The following is a 25,281-nucleotide window of genomic DNA, read 5'->3' as shown; positions in this document are numbered from 1 at the left end:
TTCGGTTATATAATGTATAATTAAAGACGGCTTCAGAAAGCCTCGTCATTTAGATGTTTTCCCACATCTCCTCGACTTGCCCAATATCAGTAACTGCCACAACTCGATATCCCATCTTCTTCAGCCGTCTTCGTTTATGCTCGTCATCCTGTATGACGTAATCCTTCTGATGAGCAGGACCGTCGACGAATACAGCCACAGAGCGCCCAGTTCGTTTGTAAAAGAAGTCGGGCTTTGCTACTGGCTCACCGCCGTCGTAGACGGTTTTTTGAGCCTGGTCTGGAAATTCAAACTCTTGATCTCGAATAGTGTGAAGGACCTCACGCTCAAAACTGGATTCACAGGCTTTGAGAAGCTCATTAAATCTCTCTTCAGTCATCTCAGTCCTGTTTGTTTCGCTTAGTTCAGTCAGAGTCGCATTTTCGAGATTATCTAACCATGAGTCAACAAGTGTTCTATCGAGGAACTCATGCTCTGGCTGGTTGTAGAAAGACAAAAGACAATCATAGCACACACGCTCGCAACCATCATCATCAGTATCCTTGTGAACAACAGTCTGTGCTTCCCGAACTGCTTTTTTAAACCGTGCCTCATCCATTAGTGAGCGAAGCACGCCTGCTCCTCCCTCACTAGTTTCGTAGATCACAATACTGACCTGTCCATACTCTCCCATTGCTGGTTTGACAAAGGTGTCAATTTCCTCCTCATCCAGGTCAAACGCAACTAGAATACCCTGATAGATGGTTTCTTTAAGAGTCCGATAAAATTCATCAGCTTGCTCAGGTTCAAGCCCCTCGGGGAGTGGTGTGGTCAGCGTCACTGTGTCGTGTTGCCCTTCAGAGAACAGCTCGATTTCATGTTTGACTGCTTCTTCTGATGCATTAGCATAGCAATCCGGATCGTCCTCGTCAACGTGACTCTCGATCTGATCCCTGCTGTTCAGCCATTTGTTACACTCCATACAAAGTGCAAACCCGTCGAGATCATCTTCATCAGAATCTCGGAGCCCACTATTAATCAAAACGATATTCGCACTCGCTTCATATGTTACTCTAGCCTCGATCCCGTTACCCTCTAATTTAAATTGTCGAGGATCAGATCGTTCGTAATAGCTATTAATCTCGTATCCCCGCCGACGACGCTCCTCCTCATCGCTGGTGATATTCTCCTCTGGCTGAGCGTGTTGGTTCGGGAGCTCCATCGCATTCGGATTTGGATGAGTTCCATCGAACGAGGTTTCACACGAGGGGCATGCTGCGGACTCCTGAGCATCTTCTCCCATCAGGATGGTCTCGCACTCCGGGCAGACACGGAGATGTCGGGTAACTGGCTCTGAGTCTTTCGTCCGAGGACGGGCATACCGCACAGCAAACCGCTCTCCGGCGTAGTAAACGTGATTTCCAGGAGCGAATTCGCTGATAGCCCGTGTCTGATCTCGCTGAATATCGTCCTCTCGGGAAGTGAATGTTAGCGTCGTGCTCTGTCTTGGGAATCCGTAATTCGGCAGAAACCCTTGTGAGCGGAGGTACTGATAAGTATAGAAGCGTTTGTTCCCTGAACGCATATCCTCAAGCCGGTCTTCGATGGCGTTGCGCTCGATCCTATCTTGATATGACCCTCCTTCGGTGGCGAGGAGTTGATTCAATCGCCGCAATTCACGGCTCAAGCGGGTGTACTCACGACGCCACGGGTCGAAGGCTTCATCGAGATTCTCGACAAAGTCGTCCACTTGGCGCTCGATGAAGCCATCGGTGAACCACTCCCCGACGGTATCCTGTTCACGCTCACGGACAAACGCTTGTCTCACCGCCTGAATGATCTTCTGTCGGTTGTTCTTGACGGCATTCTCCAGGTCTACCCGATAATCGGGCATAATCTCGTAGTCGCTTCCTTCCTCGATGACCAGCATCTGTCGGGGCTTGCTCTGGAACTTGAGCTCAATCTGTTCGAGAACGAGGGCGTTGATATGCGACTCAATCAGATCCTGGTTGTTGAGTAGGAACGTAGGTGGGCTGATTTCTCCTGCGATGATCCGTTCTGGATGTTGGTAGAAGTACTGGTCGTGAGAACCACGCCCGAACCCACGACCACAGAATGTCGTGACCAGCGACGGCTGATTTTGCCGTCCAGCCCGCCCGGAACGCTGAGCGTAGTTACTCGGGTCTGGTGGGACGTTCCGCATATAGACATTCGAGAGATCACCAATGTCGATTCCGAGTTCCATCGTCGGCGTTGAGACAATAGTATTCACCTTTTCGCCCTCCCTGAAATCTGACTCTAACTGTTTCCGTCTTTCGTTCTCAACCTGACCGCTGTGTTCGCCGGCGATGATATCAACGGCGTCATCAAGCGACTCGGTATAGAGGTCATAGAAGTAGGACGACTCAAGATTTGTTTCCTCGGGTATAATCGAATCACAGCTGTAATTCAGACAGACATCAAGTTCATTCCGAGTCGTCGGTGTTCCACATTTTGGACAGACCCGTACGTCCTCGGGATTGGCATGCGTGACTCGAACAGCACTGTGATTCAACATATATACTTTCCCAGTGTACTTCAGCGACTCCTGCGTCAGCAGCTTGAGTATTTCGTCGTCGCTGATGAGCTCAACGACGCTGTTAATAATTGACTTCGCAGTATCGGTGTCGACGTCTAACGCACGGGATGTCCAACGGACGTGTCGAGAGCGAGGATGTGTAAGTCGGCGAACCCGGTGCCTTCCGTTAGTGCTTGCCGTATCACTGTACCCGACTGGGAAATTGAAGAACTCCTGCCCGTGGAAATGAACCTCTTCGTCGAGCTGGTTGATGACGTTTCGCTTGAAGTCGGCGAAGTTCGTGGTGCTATCGTGGTCTATTGCAATGCTCCGGCGGAAGATGTCCAAGAAGCCGTGAACATACTCCTCTCGCACCGTCGGATCTGCATTCGAAAGTACGGGGATCGAGTCCCAAACATCGTCTACATCCGCCAGCTTATCGAGGTTCTCGTACTCGACATTGACCAGTCCGACGTCTTTGAGACTCTGCTGGGTGCGTTGCTGTTCACGACCGAGTTCGAGAATGACGTTGAACAGCAGATAGTCGCTGTAGTTCTGACGATCCTCAGCCGACGGTCCGAACATCCCTGTATCTATGGCTGGCGGAAGGGCTTCCTTGTCATCAAGGAGGTCGAAGATATCGTTTCCGAGCGTCGTGAGACTTACATCGTCGCCCTCTACAAGGGTATGGTACAGCGAGCGTCGGAATCGAATCCGCTGGTAGAGGTTATTGAGGTGAGCCGCCTGCAATGCAGTATCCTGTCGGTTGTCAGAGAAGGCGATGGTCTTCTGCTGGTCATCGGGGAGGTTCCGCATCGTGTTTCCGATGAGAATGTCCGTCGCTGTCGAGCGGCCGACAGTCCCGAAGGTAAACAGCTTGTTGAACTCGTTCTTGACCCGGCGAGTGTAGTGGACGCCACAGTTCGGACAGAACAGGAACGGCTGGTTGACCCGCATCACCTCAAGCCCCTGCGCAGCGAAGCATCCACATTCGAGCTGCCCCTGTTCTACTCGTCCAGGAGTGAGTTGGTCGCAATCGGGGCAGTAAATAGCCGGTCGGGGTTCAGCCTCGATGTAGGTATCTCGAAGCTGCCCATTCTCATTTAGCCACTCATCGGGGAGTGGAGCCGTTTCTCGATCCCAATCGCCCCGCATTAGGTACGCCTCCTCTTCGTCCTCTTCCGTGTCTACGAAGGTACTCAACGCACCTTGTGTGACGGTGTTCTCTTGATCGACAACCGTGGTGTAGTACTCCTGACCGCATCCCCGACAGAACGAGAGCGGGTAGGCAGTCCGAGAACGGTCGTGTTCTTGTGCGCACGTGCGACACTCGATGTCGCCGGCGTCACTCAGGTGTGGTTCGTCGTCATCGAGGGACTCCTCGGTGAGACAGGAGACGAGACCACTTCCCTGACTGAAGAAGGTGTGGAGTTTCGGGATGAAGATCGGCTGTTCCTCGCCCTGTATCTCGGTCGTCCCAACCGTCCCCATTAGCAGGGCTGCCTGTAGTTCCTGCTCGATGTCGTACCGAGATGCATCGGGTCGGTACTGTTCCTGATAGCTACTGACGAGATCCTTCCCGTCATCGCTTTTGTCATCCTCACCGGCGAAGATCTGCTGGCTCTGGGAGCTAAGCTCTTCATCAAGGAACTTGATCGTTGGGTGATTCTCCAGCGCATTCCCGAGTGCTGACGCATCGGTTGTCTCAGCTGGCATCAGATCCCGGTCGAGGAGTTTCTCGGTGAGGTCTTGTGCGGCTTCGAGACTCCCGTCGAAGGTTGCGATGTCCTCTTCGGTGACTTCGATGTCGTCAGGAAGCGGTTCGTCGTCAGAGAGGGGTAATGGGTAATGGAACTCCCGAACGACGTTGTTGACGTCGACCTCCTCACCAAAGATCTTCCCAGTGAATTCGGCTATCTCGTCGTTGGCGTTGATCCCCTCATCGCTCTGAACCGTCGCAGAAGTACCGACGCAGACGAGTTCCTTTCCAGCGTCGGTGTGCTGCTTCAGCCGGCGGACCAGTGCGGCGACGTCGGCTCCCTGATGACCGGTGTAGGTGTGGATCTCGTCTAGTACCAGATGCTGTAAGGCTCCCTCGTGCATCTCTGGGAAGAGCTTCTTGTCTTCATGTCGGGTAAGGATGAGGTCAAGCATGACGTAGTTCGTCATCAGGATGTCCGGCGGGTCGTTCTGCATCTCTTCCCGAGAGACGATCTCGGAGTCAAACGCCTCTTCACGACCGAACTGCCGGAGGAACTCTGGTGCCTCGTCAGGGTTGTGCGGTGTGTCACCCGTGTAAAGTCCCAGCCGGAGACCTGTCCCGTCAAGTCGCTCTGCGAAGTCCTCGTACTGGGAGTTCGCCAAAGCGTTCATCGGGTAGATAATGACCGCTTTGATCCCGTCCTCGCCTCGCTCTTTAGCTTCGAGACAGTGACTGACGATCGGAATCCCAAAGGCGAAGCTCTTCCCCGATCCTGTCCCTGTGGAAACGATGGTATTGTTTCCTGCTTGGATAGACTGAATTGCCTCGGTCTGATGTTTGTACGGCTCAATGGGATCGCCGCCGACACCGGTGAATACATCCAGAATACTCTCGTGGAGCTTATTGTCCGTAACGAACTCTTCCAGGGTGTCGCCGTACTTGAAGCGTTGATTCAATTGAACAAACGGTTCTTTCCACAGTACCTTTCCCGTCTCGATGCGGTTCTCAATCCAAGCGTTGATCGTCTCATCGTCGACGTTTTGAAACGTCTCGACGTAGGATCGATAGGAGGATTGGACGTTATCGAGGGCGTCAAAGGGATTGAGACGAGATGACATATTCTGCTTATTAATGGGAAGCTGTAAACGTTTTTTCATAAGAGAACTGAGTATGATAGGTAGGACATGGAGCTCGTTAGTCCGGTTGGTAGGGGCGATATTAATTAGGAGTTAGATTTAGCTGTACTACATGGAGATCTAGACGCTCACGAGCAACAATATCAACCAGAATACCATCATACGTTCAAATTAGAATTCACTCCAGATAGTCCGACAGTGTTACTTTTCGGATCAGGAAAGTCCGACATCGCTGGAGCGAGCGGTGAACAAGAACTCTGGTTAACCCATGACGAGTTAATCAAGAGCATAAATAGTTTCATTACTATTGACAATGTTGCCGATTTTGAATTTGAATTCAGAAGTCTGGTGTACTTAGATAAGTTCGATAGGGACTGTATATCAATTGAATAATTATTTCGATGACCAGAAAGCCAGTTATGATCCGAAGGTTATGCCTTGTCTCTATTACTCTCCGAACCCTGATTCTGAACGTTTACTATATTTTCTTCGGAAAAATACTACATACTGGATTAAATGATTCAAATATAATCAAAACCGTATTTACAGAATTTTTCAACGAAATTGAGTCCCTATTCCAGGGGTGATTTTCCTACCTAATCCGGTATTCAGTCAGATTTGGATTTTTATCCAACCAGTCTGACTCATTTATTTTGACATATTCTGTTCACGAAAAAAAGACGAGCATAATAAATTAATTCAGACATGAACCTATTGTTCCGACTTTGATTCATACGTGATTCTGGGTGCTAAGTCATCAAATCTGCGTTTAATTTCATCACGGGTGCGATAGTAGCCATACTTTTGCTGATCACGTTGTTTGATCTGCTTAAAAGAGTCAAATAGAGGTTTGAATTCCTCCGAATGAATCCCATAGAGATGGCAAATTAACGCTTCTAATTCATACCTGACCTCTTCTCGCTTCTTCCCATCTGGCTCAGTAAATTGGTAAGGATCAGAGTCGTTATTTAGCTCAGATCCGATAGAAGAAAGATCAGATCCTGTGTATATTAGCTTTTCCGCACGTTCTAAGATTGCCTTCCGTATTGGGTTATTATCTAGTTGTATTTGATTGGCTTTCTCTGGTGTAGGTACTGGTAGTTGCTTTATTATGAACTGGCTCAGGTTAGTACCTCCAACTTTCTGACGGGCAACAAAGTCCAGAACATAAGAATTCAAGCATGAAGATAGAATTAGTCCATCCGGTGCGGAAACTCCCAAGACATGGTTGACGCTGTTGACAGTTGGTGTTGAAGGGGCAAGTGAAGCAATTACTGTTCGTTCATTTGTGGCGTTTGTAATAGCTCTCAGCAAGAGATGCCAATCTTCGTATTCTTGAGATTTGTATTCGTCTTCTTTTATCCAATAACGAGGGATAACTCGCTTATTTTCCACATCTTTTTTTTCCGGCGATAGCTTTCGTGGTTTTTCATCTGGAGCGTTTTCTATCCCCTCATAAGTGGCAAATCTGTGATCATGCTGATGAATATATTTTGCCTCATACACCGGCAAATACTTCAAATCATCTTTAACGAAAATATTCCCAGACAATTCAAAACCGTCTTGTTGAAGAGTAGAGGAGGTTTCAAAAAGTCCAGAGTCATTTGACATGTGGAACATCCTCTCTAACGAAATATCCCACTGATTTCCGGATCCATCCGCTTCTTTTTTTAATATATCTGTTCTTCTGTGGATATTGAGGGTAAGATTGGCATCTTCTCTGTTTTGGAATGTTGGGCAAGTCTTTGTGTTAGGATTAATCGTTTTGATGTCTCGTTTGGACAAATTGAACCGACGTTGTTCGTCTTGTAATTGATCAATTTCGGTCAAATAAAATGCAAGCTCAAACTTTTCTTGCGTCTCTTTTCGACCGCTCAGAGTCAGTAGACAAAAATTAAACCGGCCGTCTACATCTGGGAATAATTGACTTCGGTTTTCGAAGCCTAAGAGGGAGATAAGCCGACGCTTTTCTACGATATGCTGGAAGAATTCTTGAGTGTTTGAATCTGTTGCAATACCCTGTGGGACGATGATTCCACACCGTCCATAGTTGTTGATGTTCGATAAAGCGTGTTCAGTAAAAGTTGAGTATGTATTGACATGGCCAGTCCCTGTAAGTTCGTATCGCCCACTCTCTTTCAGGAACCGGACACGACTTTCCATACGGTTCACTGCAGACTGGTACTCAGAATAGAGCTCCGGATCCGTTTTTTCCAATTCTGAAATGAGTTCTCTCCTCTCGCTCTGAGTGCTTGCATCTGCGATATGAGGTGCCTGGACGGCAAAGAATTCTCTTTCTTCAAATTCTACGATCTCCCAGGGAGGGTTGCCGATGATACAATCAAATCCACCAGCTGCATATACCTCTGGAAATTCGAGCTTCCAATGGAAGAACGACTCCTTCTCTGCGAGTTGAGTTGCACGTTCACGCACAGCCTGTAACCCAGTTAGTTCAGAAAGAGAACTGTTGGATGGTGTCGGCGGATTTCGACGAATCTGTTCGATTATATTCGGCGTTGGATATTCTTCTGCAGAACCATCGAGCGGCCAATAAAATGCTGCCGTCCATACGTCATGGGCAAGTTTCTCCCGCTGGAAATTTTCACTCTCACGGAGATCATTGTAGATTTTTTGTTTCTTATTTATATTCTTGACCTCAGATTCCTCTAATTGATCCAACTGTTCTGCAAGACTTACATAATCTTCCTGACGGTCATCCCACTGAGTATCAAGCCGAATCTGTTGGTTATTATCATTCAGTTCGCTATTTTCTTGACGGACACGTTTCCTTATTTCATTGCCAATGTGCCAGTCACGACCCTTCGATGTCTCATAGGCATCAGCAGGAACGCCTCGATTAATTAGATCTCTATTTGTCCCAACAAGCGAATTTCCTTGTTTGATACGGTGATCAAGAAAGTTTAGCGGCTTGTCTTCTACAGCAGAGTTTATCCAGAGACTGACCTTTGCCAATTCGACGGCCATTGGATTGAGGTCGACTGCATAGATACAGTGCTGGAGGACATCTCTGCGTGCCTCACGAATCTTGTCTCCAGGCGGATAGTCACTGTCAGATCGAATGCGAGCGAGTCGCTGTGCTAAGAAATTGTTGGCGGCGATCAGGAACGCACCACTTCCGCTTGCTGGATCGCAGACAGAGATGTCGAGGAGGGCTTCTTCCTGTTCCGGAGTCGTGACAGCGTTTTCCATACGATCTTCAACGACGGGTTCCAGCGAGCTCTGAATAAGTTCTTGAACTAATCCCGGATCAGTATAGTAGCTCCCGGTCTCTTTTCGCTCGGTCCCCCGGTCGTCGAGATAGAACTTACCACGAGTAATCGTTCTGTCTTCCAATTCAATTACTTCAGATGCAAGCCTCGGTGTAAACTCGAGCAGACTCTCGTAGACAGACCCAATCTCCTCAACACCGAGGTCGGCGTACGAGATTCGTTGGCGAGTGCCCTCGTGCTCAATGAGGGTGAGATCCTCAATTGCATCCAAGAGATCATCGTTGAAACACTCGGCTTCGGACACCCATTCAAACCGGTTCGAGTCGAAGAGCATTCCATTGTAACAAGGGACGCCGAGTTCGTCGTCACCCTTCTCGACGAGACGGAACGTGGACTGTAAGCCGTGCCAAAGATCAGTATTTCGGTCACTCCCGCTTCGACGGTTTTCGGCTTTTCTACGGAGGTTCGTGATGCTATACTCGTTGGTGTACAGGCTATCACGTGACGCCATCATCCCCCGCTGCTCTGCATACATCAGGAAAAGCAGGCGATATACCAAGAGAAGGACCTCCTGATAGTACTCTTTGGCTTCCTCTTCTCCACCTTCTTTGAGGAACTCCCGAATCTCCTGGTTGAGTAGCCCGGTCCCCAGCGTCTCGATGGCGCTTACGACGTTGGATTGGAGATCTTGACCAACCTTGACCCCAGTAGACAGAGCGACCTGGTAGAGCTGCTCCAGAGGAGTCTCAATATCATCCTCCTCTTCATCGGCTACGATCGGATCGATGAACCGTGTAGCGTGGCAGAGCCGGTAGAGTCCCCGGAAGTCCCCGTAATTCCGGGTCGTAAATATATTCTCCAGATCGAACTCCACGTATCCACGGGTGTACGTGTGATAGAAATCCCGAAGAACTCGGAGCGTCAGCCCGTTTGTTACGACAGCCCAGTCATGTTCGTCGCTGGCATTTAGGAACTCCTGGAGCGTGTCATGTGGACTTTTTCTTCCACGAGGAGCATTTTCGGGTTTTTGATCCAGCTTCTGTTCCGGCTTAACGGTATGAATGATTGGAGCCGTCCGCCCCTCCAGTTCACCATAGTTTTCGATCTCGCCGTCCGGCCATCCCTTATGAGAGAGGTTCGCCTCGATGCCGCCCGCTTCGAGATTCTCACGCTGGAAGACCGGCTCGAAGCCAAGGTTTCGGAATAGCTTGAGAATCCACTTGTTGCGAGCGTCCGAGACGTCCATATGGAATAGTGTCTCGTCCATAGTCAGCTCGTCCCATCGCTCCCGAAGCGTGTTCCACGTATTCCCGATCTCTGCTTCGATGTCCGCCTCTTCGGGCGGCTCCGTGTTCGGTAACGCAAAGGTCTCCGGTCGGACGGCAGACTCTCCGCACTGACGTTGACGGACTTTGCCAACCAGTTCCTCGGTGAGGAGACCGCCGCTCGTATTAATGAATGTCGTTGATCCGGTTCGTGGCGTATCGGAACTCGATTCGATTTCAGCGTCGGTAGAGGGTGTATCGATACTCATCGTTAGTTGCTCCCATAATAGATGGTGACAGTCAGCAGATCTTTGCTCGCAATCTCGACGTCATCAATCCCGGACAGCCAGCTTCCACTTCCGGATTTCTCAAGCTCCGCTCGCATCTCGGTCCGCTGTTCGACAATCTTGTCCCGCCGCTGTTCTGCTCGCCGTTGTAGCGTCTGTTCGAACGCTCCGTGTCCGAGTGCCGCTCTGAGTTCGTCTTCCTTCTCCATCGATGTGCGCTGAACCGGTTTGGCTTCACTCTCCTCTAAAGCCTCAACGGTATCTTGCTCAAGTGGCTTGTCCCCGTAGATTGGCAACCCGACCTGTACCAACTCCTCCATAATCGTCGGATCGGGCTGGGTGTCTGCCACGTATCGAACCAGTGCTGTATACACTGCTGTCGGCTCCCTCACCTCATCGGTTCCCCGTATTGCTGTCCGCCCGTAGCGGTTCTCATCGGTCAACGCTGTCTCTTTGACGGCTTCGATGAGCCGTTGTACGAGCGGATGGGCGATGTCAAGCATCTCCGCATCCGATGACTGGGACGCCTCGTTGGGATCGAACGTCACGTCCTCGTACTCACGTTTGATGTCCGGTGATTGAAGTCGATCAGCAGTAACCTCGATGTTGAGGTGCCCTTGGACGTTCATCTCGTACGAGCAATTGAACAGGTTCAGACCACTCTTGACGAACTGCTCTAACGTGCCCTGCCCGCCGATTCGCTGGTGGGTCTCTTCTTGACGCTTTTGAACCTCCTGTAGGCCGACTTCAGTATGCCCGTAGAACGATTCGGATTTAATTCGGTCAAGTGTCTGGTCGTCAAAGACACTCGCACTCTCACGCTCCGCTGGTGCGGAGCCGCCGAACTCTTCTAGTGTTGCCTGTGGAACGCCAGCGTCGATTCCCTCGTCTTTGAGCAGTTCGAGGATCCCTTCGTCGTCGCCGAAGTACGGTGGTGAGAACCCGTACTCCTGCCTGATGTTGTTCGCTTTCTGGACGAGTTTTTCGAGAATAGCCACGTCCATCTGATCCTCGACGACCATCGTCCGGATGACGACCTCGTCGTTCTCCTGCCCATATCGGTCGATTCGACCGTTCCGCTGTTCCAATCTGTTCGGGTTCCACGGCAGCTCGTAGTGAATAATTTGGTTTGCGGCGTGTTGGAGGTTCATCCCTTCGCTGATGACGTCAGTGGCGATGAGAACGCCCCGTGTAGATTCTTCAAACTCTTTGAACCGCTCCTTCCGTTGTGCCTCATTTAGAGACCCGTGGAGAGTGAAGACTTCGGTCTCATCACCCTGCGAATCCTTGATCTGCTCTTCGAGATACTCCAGCGTATCCACGTACTTTGTAAATATGATGACACGAGGGTATTGGAACCGCTGGGGTAGAGTTTCGTCGAGAAGCCGCTGTAACTTTGCATCACGGGTTTTGGTGACCCGCTCCGCCTTTTCTGCAACATCTTCGAGAACCTCCAGTTCCTGTTCGATAGCGGCTTTATCACCCGTGACGACCCGCTCGACCCGTTCTCCGACCTCCTCTTCACTGTACTCTTCACCAGGATCGTCGTCAAGTGCATTCGCCTGAGCCATCGACTCGGAGACTCCTGCTGTCTCTTCGATTACAGTCTGGGTATCCTCCTCGTCAAGTTCATCCAGCCGACCTTCGAGCTTTTCCTGACGGTTTTTTATCGATCGGCGGAGCGCTTCGGGGCTACTTAATGCTCGCTTCAGGAAGTGGATGACTGACCAACGAGCCAGCGTCTGGCTCTTGGAGCTTGACCGTTGTGCGGAGGACATCAACAGCTCTCCATACTCTCGGACGGCATCGTATGTCTCTTCCTCGTATGCTGTCGGCGTAACCCGTACTTCGTCTTGATCTCGCTTTGGGAAGGGACTTTGACCGTCGCTGTCAGAGAACCATCGCTTGACATCGTCCCGCCGTCGTTGGACAACATGCTTTCGGGCGATATCTCGGTGAACGGTAGGGTCATGTCGAGGACCAGATACTGCGTCGACGTCAAGCATCCGAATCAAGCTCGCAAACGAATCCGTGTAGCCGTTGTGGGGCGTAGCCGTCAGGAGGAGACAGTGTTCAGCGTGGTCGGTGATATCGGTCGCAAAGTCCCAGCGTTGCATATCGACGGTTTCGTTTGCCCCGGATTCATGCGGTTTCGCCGCTTGGTGTGCCTCATCAATAATGACGAGATCCCACTCTTGATCCAGAATCTCGTGTCGAACGCTATTTTGTTTGGCGTAGTCGATACTGACAATGAGTTTCGAAAAATGCTCCCACGGACTAGTTCCTGGTGGGATTTCCTTTTCCATCGCCTTTCGATGGCGGCGGCTGATAATATCCGCATCAATGTGGAAGAAGTAGGTAAACGCTTCACGCCACTGGTCTCGGAGATTCGCAGGCGTAATTATGAGAATACGATCCGCTTTGTTGCGGGCCATCAGTTCGCTGGTGATGAGGCCTGCTTCAATGGTTTTCCCTAGACCGACGTCGTCAGCCAGCAGCATTCGGACACGGGGCATATCCAAAGACATTACAACTGGAGTAAGCTGGTACTCGGTTGGGATAACCCGTGACCGTTGGAGGCTTACGAGTGGAGCTGTCCCGTGTAGCATCGAAAGCCGATATGACCGATTTAGTAGCCGCTGAAACTCAGGATTCCCGAGTTTCTCAGAATCTGGCGGATTCAGACTGCCCTCTCTGATATCCTCGACCGGAATATAAAACCGATGCTTGTCGGCAGTGCTCCCGTCTATGGGAGTCGCTGTGACAACGTCTCCATCAACGGAATCAACTCTCCATAGTCGGTTTCGATTCTTGACTACGGCACCTGGCTGGATACTTGGAGATGTTTGTGAACTCATTCGTTGGAGGCTATGATATCATTGTATGGAATCTGTAGATACTTGTGCCTTGCACAGGAGTCTCCTGATCCCACTTACTGACGGGCTACTCAGCCCAGGCTTCTGTAGTGATGAGATATATACATATTACAGCTCTGAGCGATTTTATTTCTAAAGTGAAGTAAAAACAGCACCGTATTAAATAGTCTAAATTACATTTTCCCCGAACTATACTGATGCGTATGCATGCTAATATTTCTTGCAATATGATGTGTATTACTATACTGAAATGTGTTCTGAGCGACTCTGAGACTGTGGGACATCTGTGACAAACACGATATTGTTCGATTGGTATTAGTTTCTCAGCGGGAAAATAGAAAATGCCGTTTTATTAGGGATATGAGTGTACGCTCCGATATGGCACAGACTGCGCTTGTAGGCATATCTATTTTTATTGCCGTGGTTAGTGGATTCAGCATCTTGATTGCACTCAGTCCCGATCCGACAGGAATTCTCCCTCTCGTTGGAACAGTTATTCTCAGTGCTGTATTGGGTCCAGTTTTGTATTACGGAATTCAACAGATGACTGCTCAACTTCACTGAGTGTCCGATTTACACGGTGGTATCAAGTTGCATACGGAGAAAATCACGTTACATCATGACTAGCTATAGACACATTTTGTCACGTGTGTCATTCGTATCTTATTCTGTCAAGTGTGTCAAGTGAGTGGTTCATTTATATACCACACACACACCGTTTCTCAGTGAGACTCTCGCTGAAACAGTGGGGTCAGATGTTAGTCGCTGTCAGTGGTGGTATTATCATCTCAATAACATATTGATATAATTATGTAAAATATATATGACAAAAACTTTATATAATAATAAATACAATAATAACCGTACTGAGTAAATTGAGCGAACAAACAACATGAGGCGTGTCGTGAACACGCCTCCTTCCCGCCAACCCCTACAACCACTGCCTCCCACACATGCACGGATACGGCTCCGATCACGGCGTCCCAACAGCCACCCACTCTCTCAAGACATACGTCCGTGAAAAACGGTGTGTGTGTGTTATATAAATCAACGACTCACTTGACACACTTGACTCACTTGACACAGTTCACACAGTGGTTATTTATAGGTAGGGTCAGAGACGGCTAGTATGGGACGGTTCACACAGACTGACGCCGTGTTCGATAACGAGGAGGTCCTTACTGATGGATATACGCCTGACACACTCATTGCTCGAGAAGATGAGATGTCTACATACGTGGAAGTGCTTCAGAGCGTGGCTAATGGAGCCAGTCCCCGAAACATCTTCGTCTACGGTGATACCGGCGTTGGGAAAACACTCGCAACAGAAATGATACTTGATGAGTTGCTCGAGGACCAGGTTGAATTCGACAACGTCTCCGTCGAGGTTGTCTGGCAGAACTGTAAAGATGCAACGAGTTATCAAGTTGCGTGTCACCTCGTGAATCATTTTCGTGACCGAAATCAGGAGATTCACACGACAGGCTATCCCCGTTCCACAGTACATCGAAAACTGTGGGAACATATTGAGGATACCGACGCCACACATGTCCTGTTCGTGCTTGATGAAATTGATAGTTTCAGATCTGATGATGAACTGTTGTATCAAATCCCACGTGCACATACGAACGGGAACATTACCGAGACAAAAATCGGACTGATCGGCATTTCGAATAATTTCAAGTTCCGTGATGAACTGTCAGCCCGTGTCCAATCAACGCTGTGTGAACACGAGATCCACTTCAAGCCGTATGATGCTGATCAGTTACAGGAAATCCTCTCACAACGTGCTGATGAAGCGTTCTTGGACGGCGCACTGTCCGAAGAAGTAATCCCATTGACAGCTGCAAAAGTCGCACAGCGCACCGGAAGCGCTCGTGAAGCGATCAATATCCTCTCGAATGCGGGTTTCATCGCACGAGACAACAATGATTCGACGATTACAGACTCTCATGTCACAAAGGCATACCACCAAGTCCAGAGTGGCGTCGTTAAAGACGAACTCGAAGCGTTACCAACACAAAGTCACGTCGTGCTCTACACAGTACTGTCGCTGGCACGACAAGGACGAACACCAGTCAGACGAAAAGTGATCCACGACCAGTACAAGACAATCGCACAGCAGATCGGACGTGATACCGTATCGACACGGACATTACACCGGCGTCTGAATCAGCTATCGCTGAAGGGATTCATCAATCTGATGGAGGTGAATAAAGGATCGAACGGTGGGAGCTATTATAAATACGAATTCAATGCTGATGAGGATATCATCGCCGACGTGCTTGAATCCGAAAGTCGAGTGGGACAAATAATCGGTCAACACGCAGACTAACATTATCTGAGACTACGTTCTATCAGCATCTCGTACGACATGGATGGAGAGCGCTTTCCCACTAGCACCTGTCGAGTAACAAATAAAACTACAATCAGTAAATACTCTTCCACGTGACAAAGAGAGGTGACGGCTCAAGATTCTGAGAGGTTGGTATGTCACCATCTTGTCTATTATCGGATAAAATGAGAGACGAATTGTTACGTAAGGTCGTGCTGTCACACCAGAGCCAATCGATGAAATCACTGCCTCTCTTCCAGAAAGTCTGAGGTACTGATATTCATATCAACATCTGTTGCCAACATTGAGTATTAGTATCAAACCACGGTATTCCTTGTGAATGCATCAATAACCATCGAGAGATTATATATACACTCTAACGGACAATATTCCATAGAGGTCATCCGTTCACCACTGACCGTCACTATGGACACACGCACCGAGTAGAGAGAGATACGATTCAGTGACATACCCTTCTTCGCACTCGTCCATCTTTACTTGATACAATCGTACTGTACTCATTTTGTGCTCCGAACATCGGTTCTTCCAAGATCGGTGTAAGAGAGGTCAGCGTGGCAGAAATCGGCTTCAATGAGACAGGCGTCCGTGATATCAGCACTATTTACCTGAGCCCATGAGAGGCGTATCGGAGATTGGCTCTATCGAGTTTGGCATAGGAGAGATTGGCACGTGTAAGAGTGATATGCGTGAGGTCAGCGGCGGTGAGTTCGGCTTCTCTAAGGTTGGCGTCAGTGAGGTCAGCCTCGGTAAGATCTGCACTCGTGAGATTCACGCCGGAGAGTTCGGCACCTGAAAGGTCAACGTCTGAGAGGTCGGCACCATCGAAGCTGGCGTTTGAAAGGTCGGTCGCAGAGAGGTTAGCATCCACGAGACTGGTATCAGAGAGATCAGCACCGTAGAAATTAATATCCGTGAAGTCAGTGCTGACAAGATCAATGCCGGAGAGGTCGACATCGGGGAGGTTAGTGCTGGGTTGGATATCAGCTGGCGATAATTTGCCGTTTGGAGTTGAGGATTCTTTCTTGATCATGACAGTATTGATATGACTGTATCATCGGTTGTGGCTGTGGTATCAGACTCAATTCGAATCGTAGTGTGCTCCGTATGTGAGTCATTTATTATATGATTTTTCTACTCTCATAAGACATATGATATGTTGAATAAAACCTCTTAAAGACTATCGTGGTCTCACTGTTATTCAAACGTCAGTATGTGAAATTTTTTAATTATCCTGTTCTCCACACCTCCCGTCTGTCAAGCGTATGTTATCACGAAAAAGTAGTGAGCGAGGAGTGAAGAAAACAGCACGGAGTTTGTCCTCGACGATTAAATACGGACGGTGTACTGAATGCAAAAATCACAATTTCAAAAAACTAATTGATCTGAACCTTATGTAATAATTGAACGGGGTGAAAGCAGATTGTTACATAAGGTAAAAACAAAATTACATCCAGATAATCGGGTGGGCTTCAAAAACGACTGTCCAGACAGCCCGCAAACAAGACGATATGAGTGATTATTGTCTCGTTGATCAGGAGCACCTGTCCCCGGTGAATTAATATTGGTCACTCAGACGATACCTCACCTGATATACAGCTGTGAGAACACTGATTTCCGGACTATCTAATTAATATCGACGAGCACAACAAAGGCAGGGCAGAGCGTTATCAATCAGATAGAAGAATCAATACTGACTCGGATAACTCTGATCAAGAGGAATACTGATTAAATTTTGAGTATTTCATATTAGACGCCAAACTCGGTTAAGAACGCACAAATTTGACTTCAACAGATTCTTTAAGCCGATACGAACTTCCGACAGACTGTCTTGCAGCTCGTGAATAGTCTCGACTAATTGATTAATTATCTTCTCTACGCTACCTGACGACGGGGAGATTGAATCCTCTTCAATTCCAATCATGGTATCTTTTGAGGAAAGTGCGCTTACACTGTCCATCGCCGTTTGATAACAGCGAGTGTCAACACTACTTTTCAACATCATAATTGAAGTTATTCCTGCGTCTATGATAACAAATGAATTACTGACTGAGAGAGTCTCAACGGACGTTTTATTCGACGAATCCAACTCGACAATTGATGTCCTTCGTCGACACAGATATTCAGTCACTCGGACAGAGTCCGATTGTGCAGGGTCTCCTCTGGTTCGTGATCATTTTCGTATGCGGGTATCTGTTCACCGACAGAAGCCTCCTTTCAGCACTCTCACTGGCAGGCGTGAATGCAGTCTTGTATGGTGGGTTAGTGTACTTCTGGAATCCGTACTGAGTTAGTATAATAAAACAACGAACCAACACTGACCACAAGTTAAACAACCACAAACAGACAACCCACGACTCGTCACTATTGTGTCAGTAGGCTACTCAGGACATATGTACTCTGAACGGTTCAGGATGCAAAATCGAACGGCGTACAAGCTCCTCGCCATATTCGTAGCCCCGACTGTGGTTACTTTTCTATTCTCATTGAGATTAGGCATCTCCTTGCTACTCGTCTGTGTCCTATGCGTGATTATGCTGAAGTCTCTCACATTTCAAATTACCGTGGAAGATGATGGTGTGTACAAAGACATCGTTCAACTGCCGATCGGGATTGTGAGAACTAAGCTCGTTGATTATGCCGAGATCGAGTCTGTGGAGGAGAACCCTACTCAGAACTTGATGGAAGAGTATGTCAGCCCGATGTACCGATACGCTATCCCGCTTCTACTCACTTTGAGCGACTTATCGGATGATATCTTGGTTGATAAACATCGGTACGTTGGGGGAGACATAGAGGGGACGGTACACATAGAGAGAACCGATGGCACAGAAGTGAGACTCAGCTCTCGAAATGCAACAGAAATGGCTTCGGCAGTCAGGCAAGAGCAAGCCAAGCGTTCCGATACTGCCGTCAAATCCTGCGAATAGATTTGGTCTCAATTTTTGCACATGGTGCCGAGATTACCGTATCTGTGAGGTAACTCAACGGTTCAGTATTCAATATCGTTTCTAAACACAGGGTCAACGTGATGGGATATGACGAGATGTGACGGGGCAATCTCTGAAAATTGCATATTCAAACAACCGTCCGATGTGCGAAAACAGGCTTTGTATTTTCTCTACACACAATCCCCGGCAGTTGTGCTAAGACCGCCCTTCCAGCGGGTTACTCCATACTGTTCACATATCGCCAATCTGTCGAATCACCGTTAACATGGATCGTTAATCTATCTCGTGGAAATGATATAGTTGGCATTTCATCTGCCAATTTGAGCGATTCCACGAGCCTCTCTTCTTGCCCATGGACAGTATAACATGAATCTAAATGGCAGGTCGGCTCAGTTCCGCATCTTATCTTTTCTTTACCTCTGTCCCTTCATAATATACAGATGTAGAATTAAATTCCATCACATTATCACCCATAATAACATCTATTGGAACCGTAGTGTCCTCTCTTTCTGCCTCATAAACAATCTTAATTTGACCCTGAAATGACTCACCTACGGGGTCATCCCGGTCGACCCCATCTGGAAGATTATACGTTTCTAAAGTAAATGGTGCTCTGATCAGTGAGTCAGTGGCGGTTGTATATATACCATCATTTCCAGATGTGATAATATCGTCCTCATCCTCTGCGCTGAATGAGGTATCTGCATCAAAAGTGGGTACGTCGATATTAAGACCTGGTACGACTAACTCAATCTTGTCTTGGTCTGGTTCGAGAGGAACATCGCCATCATTTATAATCGTCATTTGCATGTGCACTTGCTCGTACTCGGGAGATTCTCCTGTAATTCCAAGCTGAGCTAAGGTTCCAATCTCCTCTACGGATGCTTCAAATGTAATCTCTACTTCTACTGTTTCAACAGCATCATCATTGCTGGTGAGAGCGGTGAGTGACCAAACACCTGCTCTGTCAGATACTATTTCAAATGTATACTCTGTGATAGTTTCTTGTATTTCAATTATTCTCTCCTCAGATGGTGTCTCAAGCTGAATCTGTGCTACCTCTCCCAAAGCACTTTGTGTGAGTTCCACAGTGAAGCCAGTTTCATTGATCCCGTAGTCAGCAAATAAAGAAACATCCTCAGGAGTGTCTGTCTCTGTTGGTGTCTCCTCCTCTGATGGCGTTTCTTCAGGGACATTTGTACTGGTGTCTTCAGAGTCACTATCACCACCAAAACATCCAGCAATAATTGTTGCAGTACACGTTGATGCTCCAATCTTCAGCAGGTTACGACGTGAAGGCATATGACAATCACATAATATAAATTGATTTATATAAACATATGCACTGAGTATCAGTCTCGTGGAAATGATATAGTTGGCATCTCATTGCCAATTACTCCGTGATACTTTCTTGAATGAGGCGAATGGAGCCACAGCAGAAATGAATCCTCTAGAAGACATCATAAAAGCTCGTCATCACACAATGACCGAGATCAAGCAGCACGATACTCGAGACAGCGTCACACTCGTTGTGATGGCTGAATTTTCCACCTGTTCAGCAAACTCGTTTCATTCAGTCAAAACACTACTGAATAAAAGAGGTTCTTCCTTCACTTGCTAGTATAGACAAAGGCTGACATGTTGATTGTGTAATACTATTCCTTGCCAGTGAGTGCGACTATGACTATATGATTGCTGGAGTCACACCGAGATCCTTGGTGCCCGTCACAACACTCGTGATATCTTCGACAACTGATTCAGAGAACACTACCACGTCCTTGCCTCCACGTGTCTCCTTCGTGTCAATCTCACAGTCTCCAAATCGTTTCAAGAAGTCTGCGACTCGTTGGACTGTCTGCCTGTGAATTCTCTTATCCTCCAGCCCTGAGAGAATGTCTCGGATCCGAGTTGACGTGATTGCGATACCTGCTGGCACAGACTTGCCATACTCATCAATCCGACGAGCGATTGACCTCGCCCGTTTCTGATTAGAAGTAAGATTCTCAGTAGCAACGTCGTCTGGAAGAGCAACGACTTGTTCGAGAGCCGTTGATTGCGTGTTCGTGTCCTCACCCTCGGAGTCAGAGGTGGAAGACTGGTCCTTAGACGTCTCTGAGTCGTCTGTTTTGTCCTCGAGTTCTGATATCCGTTCTTCTTGTTCAGAGATCTGTTTTTTATCGATTGCATCTGACTTGGCACGAGTTGCTAACTGATCACGAATATCAGATATTTCAGATTCAAGACTGTCTATGGTTTGATGTTGCTCATGAATCTTAGAAATCAATTGTTTAATAACGTCGGTGGTACAACTTGACGATGGAGATATTGAATCTCCGTCAATGTTTACTGACATTTTCATGTAGTTAGGGCAGTGCTTGCAACACTGTCCCTTTCGCCGTTGATACAACGAGTGTACACTATATCTGTCAACGTGGAAATAAAATGAGGGGTCGATGTCTGACGCCTCAGAAATTTAGAGCTTGTTTGATAGGTCTATAACGAAATAAACTGCACCTAAGATGACTCCACCGAGAATCATCAAACGAGCAATACGACCATATCCAACGAGCATCCCGTTAGAAATCGCCACTGAAATACCTAATCCTATCAGTATCACCAGTATCCAACTTGGTAGATCACCAAGATTCACCGAGCCTGGCATAAAAATGACAACGATATGTAAATACTAACTGTTTCTGTGGGCGGAGTGAAACTGAATAGTCCTGCAAAAACTGACGCACTTCGGTTATTATTACGCTACCGAATAGTTGCGACAGGCGAGAGTGGGCGAAATTACTATTAACCTTGGTAATTTCTCACAAGGCATGTGAGTGATTCATCATATGACACCAACACTCAATAGATATAATGACAACAGTGGATATTATATCCAGGCACGCCTCTCTAATCTTGGACATGTTACATATCAAGTGACCTCTCAAACTGAAGAGTTCATTGCTGATCTCGGATACTCCGACAGCGAGGATCTTCCGTGGGGGCTAATTAATCCGCTGAAGACAGCAGGAGAAGTCTACACTCACGGAACTGGAGTCAAGCCACAGGACCAATCTGCCCCAGAACTCTCACCAGATTCTCTTCCAGAACTCTCTGAAACTGAGGCTGATTCACTAATGCAATATCTCGAAGATGCAACCGATGTAGAGCCTGATATTGTGAATCAGGTGGAGCAGAAAATAAATGCAGAACCTGACGAGCAAAATGGAATGGATGGGGATCATAATGATGGTGATTCTAAAAGTAACTACAAATCCGCTTCGGATGGCACAATATCTAAGAAAAGTAAAGAGTCATATTTTAGCTTAGACGACTATGAAGAAGACCCCAAATGGAGTTAACCCCGCCAGAAACGCAAATACAACACTAGCAGCGTTCTCTCAGCGATGTTATCTTATGTAACAAAGCCGGGGTTCAACAAGACAATATTTTACATAAGATCACTCGGTATGCCTTTTAAAACCGAATTTAGAGGAGGCGATGCTCTTGGCATCGACATTCCACTGATTATCCGAACTATTCAATTTTATTTCGTTATCGGTGTCGGGTTTGGACTTCTTGCCATCATCCTCCTATTACAATTTGCCGGAGGGGAGGGCATATCCGGTGGAATAATTACTGGCGTTATTTCGATTATAATCCTCTCATTTGCAGTGCTCAGTGGTCCACTAATTGCAGCCTTTGTTAGATATGCAACTGCAGGAAGGGGCTCTTACGGTATTGGACAACGGTGTATCAATAGTAGTACCGCTAATGCTATTGGGTTTGCAGTGTTTGGAATTGTCGTTAGTGTAATCCTTTTGATTGGATTCTCGCTTATAATCGACGGAAGTGGTGGTGCAAGCTCAGGCAGTCCCGATAGTGCCCCGATTGAACTGTGGAAATTTATTAAACTCACTACTCTGATGATTATCCCCAATTAAGTTATTGGAGGGGCAGTTACGTTTCTCATCGAAAAGTGACGCTTCACCATGCTGGATTCAAACCGCCGAGCAAGTGTACGATCAGATAATTAAAACGTAAATTTGAATATTACTTCTGTGAATCAAGAATTCGTTTCACATTCTCAGGAGCGTCATCGGCACTAATATTAGCCTCAGAAAACGGGACGCTCGTATAACCTTCCCGTGTTGTATCTGTATATAATATAACTTGAGCTTCCCAGTCGATAATGCGCATCAAATTCATTGTCGTTGACACATCGTATTTTTGCACGTCGATTAGCTCTGTGTCGTCACCAGTGAAATTATCCAATAATCCCATACGCTCCTGTTCTGACACAGAGACAAGAATATTTCTAGCGGTTGTAAGTATCAAATTGAAATTTAGTCGGGAGAATAAAAAACTACGAGTGCTGTCGCTTTCGCTGTCTGTCTGCAGTTGATTAGAACAGCAGATACCGATCTGAGAACATTGGCATCTTTACTGATACTATCTCGATAAAAAATATCATACGCTGGATACATAGCAAAGATCGTACGCACACAGTTACAGTGAGTTAGTTGTGTCAGGACAGTAGTCACTCAGTTGATAAATAATCGCATGACTGCGTTTATTATTTTATTTCCATAATAGACATATCAGATTGAACACCCCGTTTTCGAGATGTAAACCGGGATCGTGACAGTTAATAAGAATAAGAAAATCAGAGACGTCGCCTGTGCAGATGTGATTATCACTCATGGTGATTGTATAAGACCCACTACCCAGCGACCGATCCGATATAAAATATACAGTGGAATGACACCGATGGTTACAATAAGCAATTCAGGATCAAGAGGGATACCGACATCATCAAACATCGCCACGCCGAGTATGGCAAGCACCCTAATAATAGCGGCTGTGCCGTATTTGACAGGTAAGTCCATATTCATCACCATATTGTCAATGACAAAAAATTGATGTGGTTATCACTATTGAGAATTGAAGTTGTTCGAGGGCGAATACTGAAAACCCTCGGACCAGCCCCTTTTGTTGTAATTGGGAGCCTCAACAAGACAGGACTGAATGAGTATCTGCTGAGCGCTGATATATCTGTGTCGATTTCCCCCAGTTCGTCAGTCTCAATCATCCGAATCACGGTTCGTTTTTTAGCTCTCATACGCACCACGAGCATCACCTGTCCCAATACCAAGCATAATCTCCTCCTTGAAGCCTGCTAATCAGTCCAGCATCGCTTGCATTATTTCACAGAAGGAGCTTTGATTCAGATTCGATCCCTTTGGGTCAACTGTCTGGTTTGTGACTGTGGCATCACAATCTTGGCAACCGTCGAATAGATGTCTTGTTGGAACACGCTCGTTATGAAGACCACTGTTTCTGCGAGACCGACCGGCTGTGCCTTATGTAACATTAGAGTATATCAGAATCAGATTGTTACATAAGGTAGAATAAAATTTAATACATAATTCTTGTCTGTATTAGGATTTTTTCATCTACAAGAAGAGTCGACGATATTTATCATCATTTTAAGAATCACCGAAGTGATACCACCACCGTGGAAGCCCATTGGTAACTAGTCCTCCGCCCTGAACTGACATCACCTCAGGGCGAAATAAACAGGTTCTGCGAGTGAGCTACCGCCCACGTAGACGAAGTAAGAGCGTCAGTACGAGTAACTACAGACAAGGAGACCAATGACGAATGGAGGGTTACTGAGTCTTTGCCCACATTTCTTTGAATCACACGAGAGAAGATCACTTGTAAGAATGGACACAGCATCGATTCGGGACTACGTTGAGTCTGCTCAACCCATCATCGAGGATTCACCGCAGATGCAGGAAGCAACTACGAAAGCGTCTATACTAAACGATTTCATCGAACTTCTTGGCTGGGAGATCCCAGCTAACACCGAACTAGAGTACTCGGTGAAGGCATTCAGTAAAACATTCAAAGTCGATTATGCTCTTATACTCGGCGGACAACCCGTGGCATTTCTCGAAGCAAAGGGACTGGGTAAAACGCTCACCTCCAAGCATCGAGAGCAACTGAGTGCATATCTCCAGAGTGAGAATGTCAGATTGGGTATTCTCACCAACGGACAGGAGTATGAGTTCTACTACCGATATCTCGGTGACAGTGATTCACAATTCAAAGTCGAGGCGGTTGAACGGACGACACTTCGGAAACTTCCAGACAAGAAGGGTATCATTGAGGCGTATCAAGTTAGCACGATACACAATGAAGAATCAATAGCGATTATCGAACACATCAGGAAGTTACGAAAATCTCGGGATACGCTGACAGATGACAAAGAAGAATTAGCCACAGCGGTTGTGGATTTGCTCACTGACACCGTTTCTGACGCTATCGAATCGGAAGCACAAACGCAAGCGAAAGAGATGATTGACAGGCTCGTCAACGATATCGAGTCCGAGATTGATACGGACACTCCACGTCGATTGGATAATGAAGATTCATCAACTGACTCTGAGGACAGGATAACACAGCCATATTCTGGCGAAATCTCTCAGAGTGGTGATGTCGCTGAGACCTTTACAGATTCTGTCCAGAGCGACCTGATGGCGTCGATAGTGAACTACCTCATCCAAAATCACGACCTTATCTCTGCGATTGAGCCACTCCCATACATCCCTGCGAAGAATCGTGCTATCGTCAATGACGAACCAACATACAACGACAAGGAGATGAAGCAAGCACGTGAACTAGAACAGGAATACTATCTTGAAGTCAACTTAAGCTGGGATCAGAAACAACGTGAACTGGGGCGGATGGCAGAAGCCTGTGGTGTCGAAATCTCTATCAGAGAAAATGATGATATTTGAGCAGGGAAAACAGAGTGCGGATCGGCATCCAAGATAATCTGTGCTTGAGTAATCTTGTAGTTATTCTGGCAGAGTCAATATAATACTTAGCGTAGAGAACAGCACTGGTGAGACTCCAATCAGTCACAGAGTAGTCCGCTCGGAA

Annotated in this window: 16 protein-coding genes; 7 read left to right on the top strand and 9 right to left on the bottom strand. The window is 47.3% G+C overall.

Annotated features, from left to right (window positions below; genetic code table 11):
• Positions 1–49: 49 nt before the first annotated feature.
• The 3 genes from HQRW_RS14610 to HQRW_RS14595 form a co-directional block, all read right to left on the bottom strand.
• Positions 50–5,356 (bottom strand): DEAD/DEAH box helicase, encoded by a 5,307-nt coding sequence (locus HQRW_RS14610; protein ID WP_014554944.1) that lies wholly within the window; start codon positions 5,354–5,356, stop codon positions 50–52.
• A 729-nt stretch (positions 5,357–6,085) separates the two neighbouring features.
• Complete coding sequence (locus tag HQRW_RS14600; protein WP_014554943.1) at positions 6,086–10,138, bottom strand: Eco57I restriction-modification methylase domain-containing protein; 4,053 nt, start codon at positions 10,136–10,138, stop codon at positions 6,086–6,088.
• Positions 10,139–10,140: 2 nt separating this feature from the next.
• Positions 10,141–13,014 (bottom strand): helicase-related protein, encoded by a 2,874-nt coding sequence (locus tag HQRW_RS14595; protein WP_014554942.1) that lies wholly within the window; start codon positions 13,012–13,014, stop codon positions 10,141–10,143.
• 378 nt (positions 13,015–13,392) lie between these two features.
• On the opposite strand from HQRW_RS14595, the gene HQRW_RS14590 reads away from it, so the two are divergent.
• Together HQRW_RS14590 and HQRW_RS14585 are read left to right on the top strand one after the other, a co-directional pair.
• Positions 13,393–13,596, top strand: a complete 204-nt coding sequence (locus HQRW_RS14590) for a hypothetical protein (protein ID WP_231852494.1) — start codon at positions 13,393–13,395, stop codon at positions 13,594–13,596.
• A 565-nt stretch (positions 13,597–14,161) separates the two neighbouring features.
• A complete protein-coding gene (locus HQRW_RS14585) occupies positions 14,162–15,367 on the top strand; it encodes a Cdc6/Cdc18 family protein (protein WP_014554940.1) in 1,206 nt (401 codons plus the stop codon).
• 518 nt (positions 15,368–15,885) lie between these two features.
• Here the strand turns inward: HQRW_RS14585 and HQRW_RS17120 are convergent.
• Complete coding sequence (locus tag HQRW_RS17120; RefSeq protein ID WP_394324581.1) at positions 15,886–15,978, bottom strand: pentapeptide repeat-containing protein; 93 nt, start codon at positions 15,976–15,978, stop codon at positions 15,886–15,888.
• 11 nt (positions 15,979–15,989) lie between these two features.
• A complete protein-coding gene (locus HQRW_RS14580) occupies positions 15,990–16,418 on the bottom strand; it encodes a pentapeptide repeat-containing protein (protein ID WP_014554939.1) in 429 nt (142 codons plus the stop codon).
• Positions 16,419–17,485: 1,067 nt separating this feature from the next.
• Here HQRW_RS14580 and HQRW_RS14570 point away from each other — a divergent pair.
• Both HQRW_RS14570 and HQRW_RS14565 read left to right on the top strand, forming a co-directional pair.
• Complete coding sequence (locus HQRW_RS14570; protein WP_049892417.1) at positions 17,486–17,674, top strand: hypothetical protein; 189 nt, start codon at positions 17,486–17,488, stop codon at positions 17,672–17,674.
• Positions 17,675–17,778: 104 nt separating this feature from the next.
• Complete coding sequence (locus HQRW_RS14565; protein WP_149031592.1) at positions 17,779–18,315, top strand: hypothetical protein; 537 nt, start codon at positions 17,779–17,781, stop codon at positions 18,313–18,315.
• 423 nt (positions 18,316–18,738) lie between these two features.
• Here the strand turns inward: HQRW_RS14565 and HQRW_RS14560 are convergent, their stop codons facing one another.
• On the bottom strand, positions 18,739–19,638 hold the full coding sequence (locus tag HQRW_RS14560) for a hypothetical protein (RefSeq protein WP_014554937.1): 900 nt from the start codon (positions 19,636–19,638) through the stop codon (positions 18,739–18,741).
• Positions 19,639–20,020: 382 nt separating this feature from the next.
• Positions 20,021–20,695: a hypothetical protein gene (locus HQRW_RS16200; RefSeq protein WP_193766684.1), complete on the bottom strand. Its 675-nt coding sequence runs from the start codon at positions 20,693–20,695 to the stop codon at positions 20,021–20,023.
• A gap of 484 nt (positions 20,696–21,179) precedes the next feature.
• Here HQRW_RS16200 and HQRW_RS14545 point away from each other — a divergent pair, with 484 nt between their 5' ends.
• Both HQRW_RS14545 and HQRW_RS14540 read left to right on the top strand, forming a co-directional pair.
• Positions 21,180–21,692 carry a hypothetical protein gene (locus HQRW_RS14545; RefSeq protein WP_049892413.1) on the top strand — a complete coding sequence of 171 codons (513 nt, stop codon included), beginning with the start codon at positions 21,180–21,182 and terminating at the stop codon, positions 21,690–21,692.
• A gap of 108 nt (positions 21,693–21,800) precedes the next feature.
• A complete protein-coding gene (locus HQRW_RS14540; RefSeq protein WP_149031591.1) occupies positions 21,801–22,274 on the top strand; it encodes a hypothetical protein in 474 nt (157 codons plus the stop codon).
• A gap of 109 nt (positions 22,275–22,383) precedes the next feature.
• Here HQRW_RS14540 and HQRW_RS14535 read toward each other — a convergent pair whose 3' ends face one another.
• Entirely contained in the window at positions 22,384–22,614 is a 231-nt protein-coding gene (locus tag HQRW_RS14535) for a hypothetical protein (protein WP_014554934.1), read from the bottom strand.
• Between the two features lie 416 nt (positions 22,615–23,030).
• Complete coding sequence (locus HQRW_RS14530; protein WP_149031590.1) at positions 23,031–23,219, bottom strand: hypothetical protein; 189 nt, start codon at positions 23,217–23,219, stop codon at positions 23,031–23,033.
• An 840-nt stretch (positions 23,220–24,059) separates the two neighbouring features.
• On the opposite strand from HQRW_RS14530, the gene HQRW_RS14520 reads away from it, so the two are divergent.
• Positions 24,060–25,136 (top strand): type I restriction endonuclease, encoded by a 1,077-nt coding sequence (locus tag HQRW_RS14520; protein ID WP_049892405.1) that lies wholly within the window; start codon positions 24,060–24,062, stop codon positions 25,134–25,136.
• Positions 25,137–25,281 lie beyond the last annotated feature (145 nt).

The organism is Haloquadratum walsbyi C23, from assembly GCF_000237865.1.
Classification (GTDB): domain Archaea; phylum Halobacteriota; class Halobacteria; order Halobacteriales; family Haloferacaceae; genus Haloquadratum; species Haloquadratum walsbyi.
The sequence above is the reverse complement of the archived record's forward strand: the minus strand, read 5'-3'. Positions and strand labels throughout refer to the sequence as shown.

Coding starts and splice junctions, on each gene's coding strand:
- HQRW_RS14610 (WP_014554944.1), bottom strand. CDS start 5,356: ATGTCATCTCGTCTCAATCCCTTTGACGCCCTCGATAACGTCCAATCC.
- HQRW_RS14600 (WP_014554943.1), bottom strand. CDS start 10,138: ATGAGTATCGATACACCCTCTACCGACGCTGAAATCGAATCGAGTTCC.
- HQRW_RS14595 (WP_014554942.1), bottom strand. CDS start 13,014: ATGAGTTCACAAACATCTCCAAGTATCCAGCCAGGTGCCGTAGTCAAG.
- HQRW_RS14590 (WP_231852494.1), top strand. CDS start 13,393: ATGAGTGTACGCTCCGATATGGCACAGACTGCGCTTGTAGGCATATCT.
- HQRW_RS14585 (WP_014554940.1), top strand. CDS start 14,162: ATGGGACGGTTCACACAGACTGACGCCGTGTTCGATAACGAGGAGGTC.
- HQRW_RS14580 (WP_014554939.1), bottom strand. CDS start 16,418: ATGATCAAGAAAGAATCCTCAACTCCAAACGGCAAATTATCGCCAGCT.
- HQRW_RS14570 (WP_049892417.1), top strand. CDS start 17,486: ATGTCCTTCGTCGACACAGATATTCAGTCACTCGGACAGAGTCCGATT.
- HQRW_RS14565 (WP_149031592.1), top strand. CDS start 17,779: ATGTACTCTGAACGGTTCAGGATGCAAAATCGAACGGCGTACAAGCTC.
- HQRW_RS14560 (WP_014554937.1), bottom strand. CDS start 19,638: ATGCCTTCACGTCGTAACCTGCTGAAGATTGGAGCATCAACGTGTACT.
- HQRW_RS16200 (WP_193766684.1), bottom strand. CDS start 20,695: ATGAAAATGTCAGTAAACATTGACGGAGATTCAATATCTCCATCGTCA.
- HQRW_RS14545 (WP_049892413.1), top strand. CDS start 21,180: ATGACACCAACACTCAATAGATATAATGACAACAGTGGATATTATATC.
- HQRW_RS14540 (WP_149031591.1), top strand. CDS start 21,801: ATGCCTTTTAAAACCGAATTTAGAGGAGGCGATGCTCTTGGCATCGAC.
- HQRW_RS14535 (WP_014554934.1), bottom strand. CDS start 22,614: ATGGGATTATTGGATAATTTCACTGGTGACGACACAGAGCTAATCGAC.
- HQRW_RS14530 (WP_149031590.1), bottom strand. CDS start 23,219: ATGGACTTACCTGTCAAATACGGCACAGCCGCTATTATTAGGGTGCTT.
- HQRW_RS14520 (WP_049892405.1), top strand. CDS start 24,060: ATGGACACAGCATCGATTCGGGACTACGTTGAGTCTGCTCAACCCATC.